The 13,298-nt window shown below is 62.9% G+C and carries 13 protein-coding genes; 5 read left to right on the top strand and 8 right to left on the bottom strand.

Annotation, left to right across the window (positions count from 1 at the left end; genetic code table 11):
• Positions 1-62 precede the first annotated feature (62 nt).
• Entirely contained in the window at positions 63-356 is a 294-nt protein-coding gene (locus tag VIZ63_RS01800) for a hypothetical protein (RefSeq protein ID WP_331607766.1), read from the top strand.
• A 12-nt stretch (positions 357-368) separates the two neighbouring features.
• On the opposite strand, the gene VIZ63_RS01795 is transcribed toward VIZ63_RS01800, so the two are convergent.
• Together VIZ63_RS01795 and VIZ63_RS01790 are read right to left on the bottom strand one after the other, a co-directional pair.
• On the bottom strand, positions 369-1,322 hold the full coding sequence (locus tag VIZ63_RS01795; RefSeq protein ID WP_331607765.1) for an aspartyl protease family protein: 954 nt from the start codon (positions 1,320-1,322) through the stop codon (positions 369-371).
• A gap of 393 nt (positions 1,323-1,715) precedes the next feature.
• Positions 1,716-1,895, bottom strand: a complete 180-nt coding sequence (locus VIZ63_RS01790; protein WP_331607764.1) for a hypothetical protein — start codon at positions 1,893-1,895, stop codon at positions 1,716-1,718.
• A 472-nt stretch (positions 1,896-2,367) separates the two neighbouring features.
• Between VIZ63_RS01790 and VIZ63_RS01785 the strand changes: the two genes are divergently transcribed.
• Positions 2,368-3,708, top strand: a complete 1,341-nt coding sequence (locus tag VIZ63_RS01785; protein WP_349261099.1) for a sorbosone dehydrogenase family protein — start codon at positions 2,368-2,370, stop codon at positions 3,706-3,708.
• A 13-nt stretch (positions 3,709-3,721) separates the two neighbouring features.
• Here the strand turns inward: VIZ63_RS01785 and VIZ63_RS01780 are convergent, their stop codons facing one another.
• Positions 3,722-5,143, bottom strand: a complete 1,422-nt coding sequence (locus VIZ63_RS01780; RefSeq protein ID WP_331607762.1) for a PLP-dependent aminotransferase family protein — start codon at positions 5,141-5,143, stop codon at positions 3,722-3,724.
• A gap of 86 nt (positions 5,144-5,229) precedes the next feature.
• On the opposite strand from VIZ63_RS01780, the gene VIZ63_RS01775 reads away from it, so the two are divergent.
• Both VIZ63_RS01775 and yghU read left to right on the top strand, forming a co-directional pair.
• Positions 5,230-6,042, top strand: coding sequence for a hypothetical protein (locus VIZ63_RS01775; protein WP_331607761.1), 813 nt, complete (start codon positions 5,230-5,232; stop codon positions 6,040-6,042).
• 147 nt (positions 6,043-6,189) lie between these two features.
• On the top strand, positions 6,190-7,059 hold the full coding sequence (yghU, locus tag VIZ63_RS01770) for a glutathione-dependent disulfide-bond oxidoreductase (protein ID WP_331607760.1): 870 nt from the start codon (positions 6,190-6,192) through the stop codon (positions 7,057-7,059).
• A 147-nt stretch (positions 7,060-7,206) separates the two neighbouring features.
• Here yghU and VIZ63_RS01765 read toward each other — a convergent pair whose 3' ends face one another.
• Together VIZ63_RS01765 and VIZ63_RS01760 are read right to left on the bottom strand one after the other, a co-directional pair.
• Positions 7,207-8,154: a universal stress protein gene (locus tag VIZ63_RS01765; RefSeq protein ID WP_331607759.1), complete on the bottom strand. Its 948-nt coding sequence runs from the start codon at positions 8,152-8,154 to the stop codon at positions 7,207-7,209.
• A gap of 4 nt (positions 8,155-8,158) precedes the next feature.
• Positions 8,159-8,572, bottom strand: a complete 414-nt coding sequence (locus VIZ63_RS01760) for a GreA/GreB family elongation factor (RefSeq protein WP_331607758.1) — start codon at positions 8,570-8,572, stop codon at positions 8,159-8,161.
• 154 nt (positions 8,573-8,726) lie between these two features.
• Between VIZ63_RS01760 and nhaR the strand changes: the two genes are divergently transcribed.
• Positions 8,727-9,641: a transcriptional activator NhaR gene (gene nhaR / locus VIZ63_RS01755; protein ID WP_331607757.1), complete on the top strand. Its 915-nt coding sequence runs from the start codon at positions 8,727-8,729 to the stop codon at positions 9,639-9,641.
• Positions 9,642-9,733: 92 nt separating this feature from the next.
• Here nhaR and VIZ63_RS01750 read toward each other — a convergent pair whose 3' ends face one another.
• From VIZ63_RS01750 to rsgA, 3 genes are all read right to left on the bottom strand, one after another.
• Positions 9,734-10,324, bottom strand: a complete 591-nt coding sequence (locus VIZ63_RS01750; protein ID WP_331607756.1) for a hypothetical protein — start codon at positions 10,322-10,324, stop codon at positions 9,734-9,736.
• 220 nt (positions 10,325-10,544) lie between these two features.
• Positions 10,545-11,921: an ATP-dependent RNA helicase DbpA gene (gene dbpA, locus VIZ63_RS01745; RefSeq protein ID WP_331607755.1), complete on the bottom strand. Its 1,377-nt coding sequence runs from the start codon at positions 11,919-11,921 to the stop codon at positions 10,545-10,547.
• A gap of 205 nt (positions 11,922-12,126) precedes the next feature.
• On the bottom strand, positions 12,127-13,191 hold the full coding sequence (rsgA, locus tag VIZ63_RS01740; RefSeq protein ID WP_331607754.1) for a ribosome small subunit-dependent GTPase A: 1,065 nt from the start codon (positions 13,189-13,191) through the stop codon (positions 12,127-12,129).
• Between the last annotated feature and the right edge of the window lie 107 nt (positions 13,192-13,298).

Below are 13,298 nucleotides of genomic sequence, written 5' to 3'. Positions count from 1 at the left end.
CCCCCTCCCTCGTTTACAGGGAGGGGGATCAGAAATCTCTTGCTGGAGTATTGCCAGCACGCATGAACCCCCTCATCTGCGACGCCATCCGGAACAGGAACCTGCTGCAGTTCGAGTATCACGGACTGCGGCGGATCGTGGCGCCCTACTGCCACGGCGTCTCTGCGCGAGGCTCCGAAGTTCTTCGAGCCGTACAGGTCCGCGGCTCGAGCAAGTCAGGCGGTCTGGGGTTCGGAAAATTATGGACCGTTGACGCCATGAAGAATGCGACGGTCCTGGATGAAACCTTCGGCGCCGATGACCCTGACTACAATCCGGACGACAGTGCGATGAAGTCCATTCACTGTCGCGTGTGACTGCGTTCACTCTCAGCGACGCGGCCGCAGATACAGCTCACGACGCGGGTAGTCGATGACGAACGCCTGCAAGGTGCCGATGACATCCATGCCGATCAGCAGCGCAGGCTCGCGCGTCAGCTTCCAATGTTCAAAGATCTGGACGTCGCCAAAAGTGATGTGCAGGTTATGCACCTGCACCCCCCCCATCGAGATCGGCGGAACCCGGATGCGTTCACCTTGTGCGACATCCAACGTGACTCCGATGACATCGGCATCCTCCACCTGGCGTCGCCGCAGCAACAGCGCCTCGCGCAGACGATTGTTGCCGATGGTCTGTTGCGCTCCGGTGTCGATGACCGCGCGGGTACGCACGCCACCCACCATCAGGTCGAGAATGGCGAGTCGCCCCCGCATGACATTGAACTTCACGACCGTCATGTCGTCCGGTCGCGGCTTGCCCCGCGCGTAGGCGATCTCGACGAGATCGCGCCGGAAATCCATCAGGATGCGTTTGTCGCCGAGCCCCTCGGTGCCCAGCACACCCTGAGCGCCGCCGAACACGTCGGGCACGATCACGAGCTTCGCGTGGCTGATCAGCAGGTCGCCCACTTCCATACGGTCCGCGATGACGTGCGGCACGATCGCGGTGCCCGTCACACCCTGCAGACGACTGCGGCCTGTCGCATCGGTAGGTAATCCGAGTTCCTCGGCAACCGGAGCCAGGATGGCCGAGGTCGTGGCACCCGTGTCGAGCACCAGGCGGAAAGGCCCCCGACCGTTGATCATCACCGGCACCCAGACCCGGCCGATGCGATCCCGCAAGGTCGGTGCGGCATAGCGCGGTTCCGGCGCCTCGACCAGAACTTCTTCGACGATGCCACTGGTGACCGGCTCCGGGTCGGTGGGAGCATTCTCCGCCGCCGCAGGCAGCCCGCTGCCTATCGACCACACGATCACACCCACCATTGCTAGCCGCATCGACATGCCCCCTGCCCCTGGCCTGCTCGTATATCTGCCGTATGCCGCCACGGACGGCGGATCGCGGTGCTTGTCTTTTCAACGACGGTCAGCACGAATCATTGCCGCGACGATACAACAAGAACAGAAGAACAACTCTCGATCACCGCGTACAGCGATCAGAAAAGGACAATCGATCGATGCGGCCGGCGCCGCGCGAACCGGCCTATATGGACATATATGTAGATCGCCTGGCTGCCCTGGAGACGTGGACTTCCGGGAAACGACACGCAGGCGGGCATGGGTCACATATCGCGCCTCGTGCTGCCAGGACGCGACGGCATCACATCAGCGGCGCAGCACCCCGCCTTTCAGGGATTTGACCCACGCGAGATCCCGGATCGCGAAACGACGGGTCTTTCAGACTGAACGGAACGTGCGGATCGGCGAGCGCTTCGGCTGCGGCCGGTCCTTCAGGAAGCCCTTGCTGGGCTTGAACTCGATCGCACTGACGCGGCGCGCCAGGTCGTCGGCGAGGACTGAACTTTCTTCGACCCGTGGGCGGGGCACAGGGGACTTGCTGAACAACTTGAAGAACATGGACGCAGATTGACCGAAAGAGGAATCGGATCGGGGCAGGACGGAAAATACATAATCGCATGAATCCGGCAATGCGAACCGAATCACAATCAATCATCGTTAGTGGAAAATCCGTTCACTGAACGCTTCCGGCTCGGTGTCGGCATGGGCTGGAGCGATATCGAGTACGCACCCCGAGCCAGGACTTCCACACGCGCGGCAAACGCATCGACGAACAAATTGCCCTCATGGCCCTGGGCGGAGCCGTGGTTACGTTCGCGGGCGGGTTCGATCGCATCGACCGGGTGAGCGTGAACCCACGGCCGCGACGCTGCACCCATCTGGCTGAGGGCCTCGCTGAGTTGGGCTGAGCTGGGCTGCACCGTGCCGCCGCGACGGACCGAGCATCCATGCGCCGGAACATTCCCCGTGTACTCGCATTCCTTCATTTGATCCATTCGCACCACGAGCGTTCAGCAGGTGGCATTGCATGATGAACCGCCCGGTCGCGCTTGCGGCTCTCACACTCGGCCTCGCATTCCTCCAGGGCTGTGGCGGCAAGTCCAGCCTGCCGGACACCGCTGGAGTCGGATCGAGTCCCACATTGCCGAAACCAGACGCCGCGCTGATTCCTGTCATCAGGATCGCCCCGGCGCGTGGATGGCCAGCGGGTCAGACGCCGCAGGCCGCAGCGGGATTGGCGGTCACCCGGTTTGCCGCCGATCTCGATCATCCGCGTTGGCTGTATGTATTGCCGAACGGCGATGTCCTCGTCGCCGAAACCAATGCGCCGGCCGGTCGCGAGAATCGCAGCGGCATCCGCGGCTGGGTCATGAACAAGGTGATGACGCGCGCCGGCGCGACCGTGCCCAGCGCAGATCGCATCACGCTGCTGCGCGATGCGGACGGCGACGGCACGGCTGAAGTGCGCGAGGTAGTTCTGGAAAATCTGCATTCTCCGTTCGGCATGGCATTGGTCGGCAACACGCTGTACGTCGCCAACACCGACGCGTTGCTGCGCTTTGCTTATGAGCCTGGAGCAACACGCATCCAGGACACCGGCACCAGAGTGGCCGATCTTCCCGGCGGCGAAATCAATCATCACTGGACCAAGAACGTCATCGCCAGCAGCGATGGCAGCAGGCTGTACGTGACTTCCGGATCGAACAGCAATGCCGCCGAACGCGGCATGGAAGTCGAAGAACACCGGGCGGCGATCCTCGAAGTCGATCCTGCCACCGGCGCGACGCGTCTGTTTGCATCGGGTCTGCGCAATCCCAATGGCCTCGCCTGGCATCCGCACAGCGGCGAACTGTGGACCGCGGTCAACGAGCGCGACGAGATCGGCAACGACCTCGTGCCCGACTACATCACCTCGGTCAAAGACGGTGGCTTCTACGGTTGGCCTTACAGTTACTACGGGCAGAACGTCGATGAGCGCGTCGAGCCGCCGCGTCCCGATCTGGTGGCAAAAGCCATCCCGCCCGACTATGCCGTTGGAGCGCACGTCGCGGCGCTTGGATTGACGTTCGTGCGCAGCGATGCTCTCGGCGCGAACTATCGAGATGGCGCCTTCGTCGGTCTGCACGGTTCCTGGAACCGCAATCCGCCGAGCGGCTACAAGGTGATCTTCGTGCCGTTCAGCGGCGGCAAACCGAACGGCGCACCGCAGGATGTACTGACGGGCTTCCTCGATTCCGCGGGTGATGCGCTCGGGCGTCCGGTCGGCGTGGCCATCGACCACAAGGGCGCGCTGCTCGTTGCAGACGACGTCGGCAACGTCATCTGGCGCGTCACGTCGACTGCGCCTTCGACCGCATCCCCGCAACCGTAGAACCGCGCCCGGACTAGAGCCGCCGCAACCGTCCCAGCGCTTCGTCGATGCCCTGCTCGCTCAAAGCCCCGAAGCCGAACATGACTCCCTTCTGAGCGCGTCCGCTCACCGCGTACCTGCGCAGTGAGCCCAGCCCGACCTCACGCTCGCGCGCTTTCGCGATGAACGCATCGACATCGATACCGCGATCCACGCCGCAGGCCAGATGCAAGCCCGCGGCAGAAGGAAATGGCTGCAACCAGCCGAGGTCCAGAGCCAGCCGTTCCAGCAGCAGTTCACGCCGGGCCGCATAGATACGACGCATCTTTCTGACGTGCCGCACCAGATGCCCCTCCTTGATGAACGCAGTGAGTGTCTCCTGCGACAGCGCTGGCGAGTAGCCGTCGGCATATTGCCTGGCTGCTGCGAGCGCGGTCCGCGCCCAGGCCGGTGCGACCACGAATCCGATACGCAGGCCGGGAAACAGGCTTTTCGAGAATGTCCCGACATAGAACACCGAGTCGCTGCGGTCCAGCGTCTGCAATGCATCGAGGGGCCGATCGCCGTAACGAAACTCCGAATCGTAGTCGTCCTCCATCACCACGGCGCCACGCGTGCGCGCGAAGTCGAGCAGCTGCGCCCGGCGCGACGCTGACATGACGACTCCGAGTGGATACTGATGCGACGGCGTGACGCAGATGACACGCGCATTCGCCGGCAGGCGTTCGACGATCAGCCCTTCCTGGTCGACCGGCACGTGGACGATCCTGGCGCCCGCCGCTTCGAACGCAATGCGTACCGGCCGGTAGCCCGGATCTTCGACCGCAACGACCGTGCGCTTCGGCGTCACCAGAATGCGCGCCAACAAACTGAAGGCCTGCTTGGCGCCGGCAGTGACGACGATATCCTCCACTGACGAGGCCACCGCGCGAGTCGATGACACATGCTGCGCGATGGCATCGCGTAGCGCGGGCCGGCCGTACGGCGAATCGGAACCGGCCACGGGCTGGCGGAAGAACGAACGCACAGCTCGCGCAGATAATCGTTTCCAGACATCGAGCGGAAACAGCGGCAGGTCGGGAACACCGAGAGTGAAATCCAGTCGCGGGCGTTCCACCGTGACAATGGTGGGCGAGGTATTGCGCCAGTACTCGCTCAGGCGCCCGTCTTTCCCGCGACGCTCCGCGGGCATCCGCCGCGGCAACATCGCAGTGACAAACGTTCCACCGCGGCGCGTCGACACGTAGCCCTCGCTCTGCAGCAGATCGTAAGTTGCGATAGCCGTATTACGCGAGACGCCGTACGTCGCGGCGAATGCCCGCGTCGGCGGCAGTTTCACGCCGGGCTTCAACCGGCCTTCCAGAATGGCTGTACGCAGTTGCTGATGCAGCGCCCGCATGCGATTGCGCGAACGCCGCGGCGGCACCTCGATCGGCAGTTCGAATCCTGGCTCCATAAAAATCGCCCCGTTTGGACCTTTTTAGGGTCCATCGATGATCGCATGCTGGACGCCGGTGACCCAGTCAGTCATGGAGCCGCGCCATGTTCCACCCGATCTGCGTAACGTGCGGAACCCAGTACGAAACCACACAGCCGACGCCGGAGCGCTGTCCGATCTGCTGCGACGACCGGCAATACGTCGGCTGGGATGGCCAGCAATGGACCACCATGGGGGCCCTGGCGCACGAATACAGCAATCGCCTGGAGGACGACGGCGGATTGTTCTGCGTGGGCATGTCGCCCTCATTCGCCATCGACCAGCGCGCCATGGTTCTGCCTACCGCCAGCCATCGCATTCTCTGGGAATGCACGCCGCTGGTCACTGCGGCAGCCGTCGATGCGATCCAGGCCCGCGGCGGCATCGATCTGATCGCAATCTCGCACCCGCATTTCTATTCGTCGATGGTCGAGTGGAGCACTGCGCTGGGTGGAGTGCCTGTCTACCTTCATGAATCCGATCGGCACTGGATCGGTCGCAGCTCCCCACTGATCTGCTTCTGGAATGGCGACAAACTGCAGTTATCCGACGGCGTCACGCTGCTTCGTTGCGGCGGCCACTTCCCGGGCAGTACTGCGCTGCACTGGCAGGACGCCTTGCGTCCACGCGGACAACTGTTCGCCGGCGATGCACTGCAGGTCGTACTCGACCGCAAGCACGTCACCTTCATGTACAGCTATCCGAACTACATTCCCATGCCTCCCCAGGCCGTATTGCACATCCGGACGCTGCTGGAGCGATATGCGTTCGACGATCTGTTTGGCTACACCTGGGGACGCAACATTCTCGGCGGAGCGCGCGACGCCGTGAATCGTTCACTCGAGCGCTACTTCGCAGTGATCGGATCACCGGCCTGATCGTCGCAAGACGGCCACTGATGCGCCACCGACCGCAGGTTCACTCGCCGGTCTGTCCGTCAAACCCTGAAACCATCAGGAAGCAGGACCTACGGCGCCCAGTCGTGAGTTAATTGCTACACCGAACTCCGCGACAGGACACTGCAAATGTCAGATTCATCGACCTATACCCCGCCGCCCGTCTGGAAATGGGAGAAGGAAAACGGCGGGCAGTTCGCCAAGATCAATCGACCCATTGCCGGACCGACACACGACAAGGAATTGCCCGTCGGCCGCCATCCTCTGCAGCTCTACTCGCTGGCGACGCCCAATGGCGTCAAAGTCACCGTGATGCTGGAAGAGCTGCTGGCGCTCGGACACAGCGGCGCCGAATACGATGCCTGGCCGATCCGCATCAATGATGGCGACCAGTTCGGCAGCGGTTTCGTCGCGGTGAATCCCAACTCGAAGATTCCCGCCCTGATGGATCGCAGCGGCTCGCAGCCCATCCGGGTGTTCGAATCCGGCGCCATCCTGCTGCATCTTGCCGAGAAATTCGCAGCGTTCCTGCCGACGGACACCGCGCGGCGCGCCGAGTGCTTCTCCTGGCTGTTCTGGCAGGTCGGCAGCGCACCGTTCCTCGGCGGCGGCTTCGGACACTTCTATGCCTATGCACCCTTCAAGATCGAGTACGCCATCGATCGCTACGCCATGGAAGTAAAGCGGCAGCTCGACGTGCTCGATCGCCGACTGGCGTTGACACCATACCTGGCGGGCGATGAGTACACGATCGCCGACATCGCCACCTGGCCCTGGTATGGCCCGCTCGTCCAAGGCCAGATCTACGGTGACTCCGGTACGTTTCTGAGCGTGCACGAGTACAAGCATGTCAGACGCTGGGCTGATGCCATCGGCGAGCGAGCGGCAGTGAAGCGCGGACGCATGGTCAACCGCCTCTTTGGCGATCCGGCAGAGCAACTGCATGAACGTCACGACGCGAGCGATTTCGATACGAAGACCGAGGACAAACGCGGCTGAGGCCAATGGCGCCTGGATAAGCGGCTCGAGATTCTTCTTGTGGGTTCGACTTTCCCCCGTGGGATTCCCTTTCGGTCACCGCGGGACTTCCTTCCCCGTCTCGCGGGAGTTCCGTGGAAACCTTCTTTCTTTGCACGGGCAGGCGATTCAGGATGCGGCGGAGCGTCGATCACTGCGGCGGCCGACACCCGCACTGGCTGATCGCTTGGAGATATCGACCGCTACATCCGTGTCCGCCGTATCTGCGACCGCGGGGACGATCAGTACGTCGCAATCGACAGCATGCAGCAATCGACTTGCGACACTGCCGAGCAGCGCCCGGCGAATGCGTCCCCGGCCGTTCGTACCGAGCACGAGCAGATCCGGTCGGAAGGCTTTCGCGGTGCGCAGGATCGCAGGTATCGGATGAGCGTCGGCGATCACCACTTCATAACGCGACGGATCGCTGACTTGTTGACTCAATCGATCGCGCACCTTTGCAGCCGCTTCGCGACGGGCGTCCTGCATGCATGCATCGGCCTTGTCCATGTCGACGCCTGCGTAGCTCAGCATGCCCTGGTACGGCGATTCGTGCGCATGCAGGATCGTCGCATGCTCCATCGACCCTGCCGTCAGTACTTCACCCGCCTTCACGGCGGCATCGAAAACATCGGACAGGTCCAGCGCCAGCAGTACATCACGGTAGGGCTGGACCACGGGATTGCGTACCAGCAACAGCGGACACTGCCGTGCGCTCAACAATCGCTCGGTGAGCGTGCCTTCCAGCACATCGCGAACGGCGCGTTTGCTGTGCGGGCCGACGATCACCAGATCGGGCTGCAACTCACTGATCGTATCCAGGAGCAGCCGTCGTGGATTCCCTGCGCGGACAGCCACGTTCGGCGCCGGCCCGAAGCGCCATTGCCGCGCGCCCGTACGTCTCTTCATTCCCAGGATGGCGGCGCGCAGCGACTGCTCCAGATTCTGCTCGGTCACCGCCGGTACGACATGCACCATCGAGAGTTCTGCATTCAGCTGCTCCGCCAGCATGCCGGCGCGATCCACTGCTGCATCGCTCTTCGGCAGCAGATCCGTGGCGCAGAGCAGCTTGCTCACGGATTCAGTGCGCCACAGCAGCGTCGACGGCGTCCGTCTCCATGACTTTTTCGATCCGCAGACGACGCAGCCCGCCCGGCATCTGCCATTCGAGCTCATCGCCTTCGCTGTAGCCGAGCAGCGCCGTACCGAGTGGCGCAAGTACGGAAATTTTCCGCGCCGTCACGTCTGCTTCCGACGGACCCACGAGCATCAGTTCCTGCCGTGTGCCGGTGCTCAGGTCCAGAACGCTGATGCGCCGATGCATGGTGACCACCGTCGGTGGCACATCCTGCGCGTCGATGAGGAAGGCACGCTCCAGTTCCAGCTCGAGCTTGTCGAGATGATCCTGGTCGCGCATCTTCGCACGCCCCGCGGCCAGCAACGACCGCAACACGCCTGCATCGGTGTTGGTAATGACTATCGGACGTTCCCGCATCTCGGCTCCTGATTGACTTATGAAAGGCGTGCTATGGCACGCAATTGCCTGTTCACATCGTGCCCACGCGCACCACTTCGATCAATTAGAATTATTCGACAGTTTGCTTCGAGTATCTCGAAACAGTGCAGCACCAAGCACAGGGGAATGCCTCATGATGACCATTATCCGGCGGCTGAATTACCAGCATCTGCTCTACTTCTGGTCCGTGGTTCGCACCGGCAGTCTCACGCGCGCCTGCGAGGAACTCGCACTGTCCGCGCCGACCATCAGTTCGCAGCTGCGCACGCTCGAAGCACGACTGGGCGAGAAGCTGCTGACCAAGTCGGGCCGCACCCTCGTACCCACCGAGGTGGGCCGCATGGTGTACAGCTATGCCGATGAGATCTTCAGCCTCGGGCAGGATCTCATGGAGGCGCTGGAGCACCGCCCTTCTGCACGGCCGCTGCGCCTGATGGTGGGCATCGATGACGTCGTGCCCAAGGAAATCGCCTATCGCATTCTCGAACCGGTGATGCAACTGAAGCAGCCGGTACGCATGGTGTGCCGCGAAGGCACGCTGGAGCGACTGATGGCGCAACTCGCCATTCACGAACTCGATGTCGTACTGTCCGATGCACCGGTCACACCCAGCCTGAACATACGCGCCTACAGCCATCCGCTCGGCAGTTCCGGCGCCTGCTGGATGGCGACGCAGGCGCTGGCGCGCACGTTGCGACGCGGTTTTCCGAAATCGCTGGACGGGGTGCCGGTGCTGTTGCCCACCGACGATACGGCCATCCGCCGGTCACTGGATCAATGGTTCGAGCGACAGCACGTCCGGCCGTTGGTGATCGCTGAGTTCGAGGACTACGCCATGCTCTGCGAATTCGCGCGCGCCGGCCACGGATTCGCACCGGTACCGCGCGTGCTCGAGGAACACTTCCGCCGTCAGTATGGGCTGGTACGCATCGGCATGGCCCAGAATGTCAAAGCAGAGTTTTACGCGATCTCGGTGGAGCGCAAGATCAAGCACCCGGCCGTCGTCGCTATGACCGGCAGCGCGCGGGCAATGTTCGCCAAGCCCTGAGGCGCGCGTGCGAACGGTCTTCACGAGTATTCCGCTTGGGGAGACGCCATCGCATGGCGAAGAGGCTCTCTTCGTGAAAAGAGAAAAGACCGTCAGGCTGCAGGACGCGGCGGCGGTTGCACCACCGGGGCGTAGTGACTGAACCAGATGACGTCACGCGCACTGCCTGAGGTGAGTCGCGCCACATACTGCGAGTAGCCCATCAGCCTGGCCAGTGGCACGGTCACGCGCAGGACACCGTGATGCGTGGCGACCAGCGCATCCAGAATGACGGCATCGCGCGACTCCATATCGTCCCTGACGCTGTAGAAATGTTCGGTCGAGCACATGACGCGTACGCCCATGTGCGGCTCCTGCACAACCGGGCCACGTCGATATCGAATCGTCGGCGTGCCGATGCGAACCGCATCGCCATAGACTGACCGTAGTATCTCCACCGGACTGTCGAGCGCCGATTCTGTTTCGCCGCGTACGACGAGCCCCTCCTGCGTTGCGGAAAGAGCGAAATCCAACCTACGGGGCAGCAAATCGATGGAGCGCACCGCGAATGCGAGCTGATCAGCCTCGCTGCGATGCGAGCAGCACAACTCCAGCGGATGCTCCGCGCCACGCTTCACACTGCGCAGGAGAACGACCTCCGCCTTCTCGCGTTCGACACGTTCCACTTCCACTGGCTCTATCACGTCGCGCCCTCCGCCATTGTCACCAGCCTGTTGTAGGCGGCCGCCGCGATTCGATCAATTGGAATTAATCGAATAATCAGTTCGTTGATCTCTAAGTGAGCAGCTGGCTCCGGCTCGAGCAGGCGCGCGCGGTGACTATGACGTGATGCACGCGACGACACCACGGCGGCAGTTCACAGAGACTCCGTACTCCCAATCGTCGCCGGAATCTCCGTGCTCCCTATCGACTGATAAGACGAATCCGAAAGGTACGGCCTTTGATCTTTCCTGCACGCAGTCGCTGGATCGCCTTCTCATGCCATTCACGCGCGATGGCAACGTAGGTTCGCGTCGGAAACACATCGATCTTGCCAACGGCAGTACCCGGCAGTCCTGCCTCTCCCGTCAATCCACCGAGCAGATCACCGGGGCGCAGTTTGTCCTGTCGACCCGCGTCCACGGCGAGCGTGACGAACGCCGGAACCAATGGCTGACGAGACGCCTGCGGCGCCGGCAGTTTTTTCCAGCGCAGCCGCTGCCCCTGTCGATCCTCGATCGCATTGACCCGTTTGATTTCCGACGGAGAGCACAGGCTGATGGCCATGCCGCTGTGACCCGCCCGCCCGGTTCGTCCGATACGATGCAGATGCGTATCCGCGTCCGAGGCGATATCGAAGTTGACGACCATCGGCAGCTCGCGGATATCGAGGCCACGCGCCGCCACATCCGACGCCAGCAGGATATTGCTGCTCTTGTTCGCGAACCGAACCAGCATCTCTTCCCGATCGCGTTGGTCCAGCTCACCGTGCAACGCCAGCACCGAGAACCCGCGCGCATCCAGTTCGCCAGCGACCATGCGTACGTCCTGGCGGGTATTGCAGAACACCACCGCGGACTCCGGCTGATACTCCAGCAGCAGCTGGGCGAGCGCATCGACCTTCCTGTCCGGGTCGACCTCGAAAAAAATCTGTTCGATCGGGTTCTCATCGGCATCGCTGTCGACAGTCACGTCGGCGGGATTGGTCTGGAAGCGGCGGCTGATCGTGCGAATGGAATCCGGGATCGTGGCCGAGAACATCAGCGTCTGACGCTGCCGCGGAGCATGCTCGATGATGGCGCTGATCGCCTCCGCGAAGCCCATGTCCAGCATGCGGTCTGCTTCATCGAGGACGAGCGTCTTCACCGCCCGCAATGGCAGCGCCTCCTTCTCGATCAGCTCCAGCACGCGGCCCGGCGTGCCCACGACGATGTGCGGCTCGTGCGCGAGCGACGCAAGGTGCGGACGCAGCGGCACACCGCCACACAAGGTGAGTACTTTGACGTTCGGAATCCAGCGCGCGAGGCGGCGGATCTCCCGGCTCACCTGATCCGCCAGTTCGCGCGTGGGGCACAACACCAGCCCCTGCAGCTGCACCACGGTCGCATCGAGCGTCGACAGCAGTCCCAACGCAAAAGCGGCCGTTTTGCCGCTGCCGGTTCGCGCCTGGGCAACCACATCCCGGCCCGCCAGGATCGGCGGCAGGCTCGCCGCCTGCACGGGCGTCATCTCCGCGTAACCCACCTCGTCGAGCGACCGGCGCAACGGTTCACTCAGCTCCAATCCTGAAAAATCATTCATCAGCCTGCATCGCTCCAGCCCTAAATCGGCCCGCATAGTAAACCCTGGCCGTAGCAGGGGTTTCCCTATACTGAGCCGGGCTTTGCCGGTCCGGCGCGAATCAGGGCCTGACGGGGCGTGCGCGGCCAGGGTCCCGTCGATCTGTGTCCGCAAGCACAGGTCGACCCCAACGACATCCCGGCCCGGATCGCGGCATGACGCGGCCTCATGACCTCCCCCGATCCTTTCGCCGCACACGCTGCGCATTTCGATGCAGGCGTCCCCAGCGGCGCTCCAGTTCGCGTTGCTCGCGCAGCGTACGCGAGGCACGTTCCGACTCGCGCTGCAGCTTGCGATAATTATCGAGCCGACGTCGATCCAGCGTGCCCGCATCGACGGCTGCCAGGATCGCGCATCCGGCTGCGTTCAGATGATCGCAATCGCGAAAGCGGCATTGCTCCGCGAGCTGTTCGATATCCAGGTAGGTTGCACGCAGCCCTGCGTCGATCGAACCGACTTTCAGCTCGCGCATGCCCGGCGTATCGATCACCCACGCAGCGCCGGGCAGTCGAAACAGCTGGCGCGATGTGGTCGTGTGTCGGCCGCGACCGTCGTCTTCGCGAATCGACTGCGTCACTTGCTCTCCCGCGCCCAGCAGCGTGTTCGTCAGTGTCGACTTGCCGACGCCTGACGAGCCCGCGAGTGCCAGCGTCTGACCCGACGTCAGCCAGGGCTCCAGACACGGCACGTCATCGCCTGACGTCGCATCCAGGGCGATGACCTGTGCACTACCGGATATCGATCGCGCTGCAGCCACGAACTCGCCACTGTTGGCGCAAAGATCTGCCTTGGTCAGCACCACGACCGGTTCGACACGCCCTTCAGGCGCGACCGCGAGGTAGCGCTCCAGCCGTGACAGGTTGAAGTCCTGGTTGCAACTCGTGACGATCAGCAGCGTATCGACATTGGCCGCAATGAGTTGTCGACGCTGTTCGATTCCAGCCGCCATCCGTGCGATGAGTGAACGTCGCTCGAGCACTTTGAGTACGCGAGGTGCGACATTCTCGATCAACACCCAGTCACCGACGGTCAGCGGAACCTGACCTTCCGGAACGAACAGATGGGGCGGGATGACGACGTTCGCAGCGTCGTTCTCGCCGAGAACATCCACATGGCTGCGATGAACTGCAACGACTCGTGCGGGATGCGCCGCCTGCAGATCCTCGAGCGCGAGTTGTTGAGAGAACAGGGCGGACCAGCCGAGTTGGGTCACCGAATACGAATGAGACATGATGAAAACCCCGGTCGAATGAAGACGAGCGGCTTTCCCGCAGGAAAGTCGCGAAGGCGCCGGGTATGACGCGATGGATCGGCTGCTTCAGGCCTTCGGTCGGAGGC

Origin of the sequence: Povalibacter sp. (assembly GCF_036520495.1) — a bacterium.
Taxonomy (GTDB): domain Bacteria; phylum Pseudomonadota; class Gammaproteobacteria; order Steroidobacterales; family Steroidobacteraceae; genus Steroidobacter.
The sequence above is the reverse complement of the archived record's forward strand: the minus strand, read 5'-3'. Positions and strand labels throughout refer to the sequence as shown.

Bases quoted from the DNA above. Each gene is read 5' to 3' on its own strand.
- yghU (WP_331607760.1), top strand. From the start codon at position 6,190: ATGTCAGATTCATCGACCTATACCCCGCCGCCCGTCTGGAAATGGGAG.
- nhaR (WP_331607757.1), top strand. From the start codon at position 8,727: ATGATGACCATTATCCGGCGGCTGAATTACCAGCATCTGCTCTACTTC.
- rsgA (WP_331607754.1), bottom strand. From the start codon at position 13,191: ATGTCTCATTCGTATTCGGTGACCCAACTCGGCTGGTCCGCCCTGTTC.
- VIZ63_RS01800 (WP_331607766.1), top strand. From the start codon at position 63: ATGAACCCCCTCATCTGCGACGCCATCCGGAACAGGAACCTGCTGCAG.
- VIZ63_RS01780 (WP_331607762.1), bottom strand. From the start codon at position 5,143: ATGGAGCCAGGATTCGAACTGCCGATCGAGGTGCCGCCGCGGCGTTCG.
- VIZ63_RS01790 (WP_331607764.1), bottom strand. From the start codon at position 1,895: ATGTTCTTCAAGTTGTTCAGCAAGTCCCCTGTGCCCCGCCCACGGGTC.
- VIZ63_RS01785 (WP_349261099.1), top strand. From the start codon at position 2,368: ATGAACCGCCCGGTCGCGCTTGCGGCTCTCACACTCGGCCTCGCATTC.
- VIZ63_RS01775 (WP_331607761.1), top strand. From the start codon at position 5,230: ATGTTCCACCCGATCTGCGTAACGTGCGGAACCCAGTACGAAACCACA.
- dbpA (WP_331607755.1), bottom strand. From the start codon at position 11,921: ATGAATGATTTTTCAGGATTGGAGCTGAGTGAACCGTTGCGCCGGTCG.
- VIZ63_RS01795 (WP_331607765.1), bottom strand. From the start codon at position 1,322: ATGTCGATGCGGCTAGCAATGGTGGGTGTGATCGTGTGGTCGATAGGC.
- VIZ63_RS01760 (WP_331607758.1), bottom strand. From the start codon at position 8,572: ATGCGGGAACGTCCGATAGTCATTACCAACACCGATGCAGGCGTGTTG.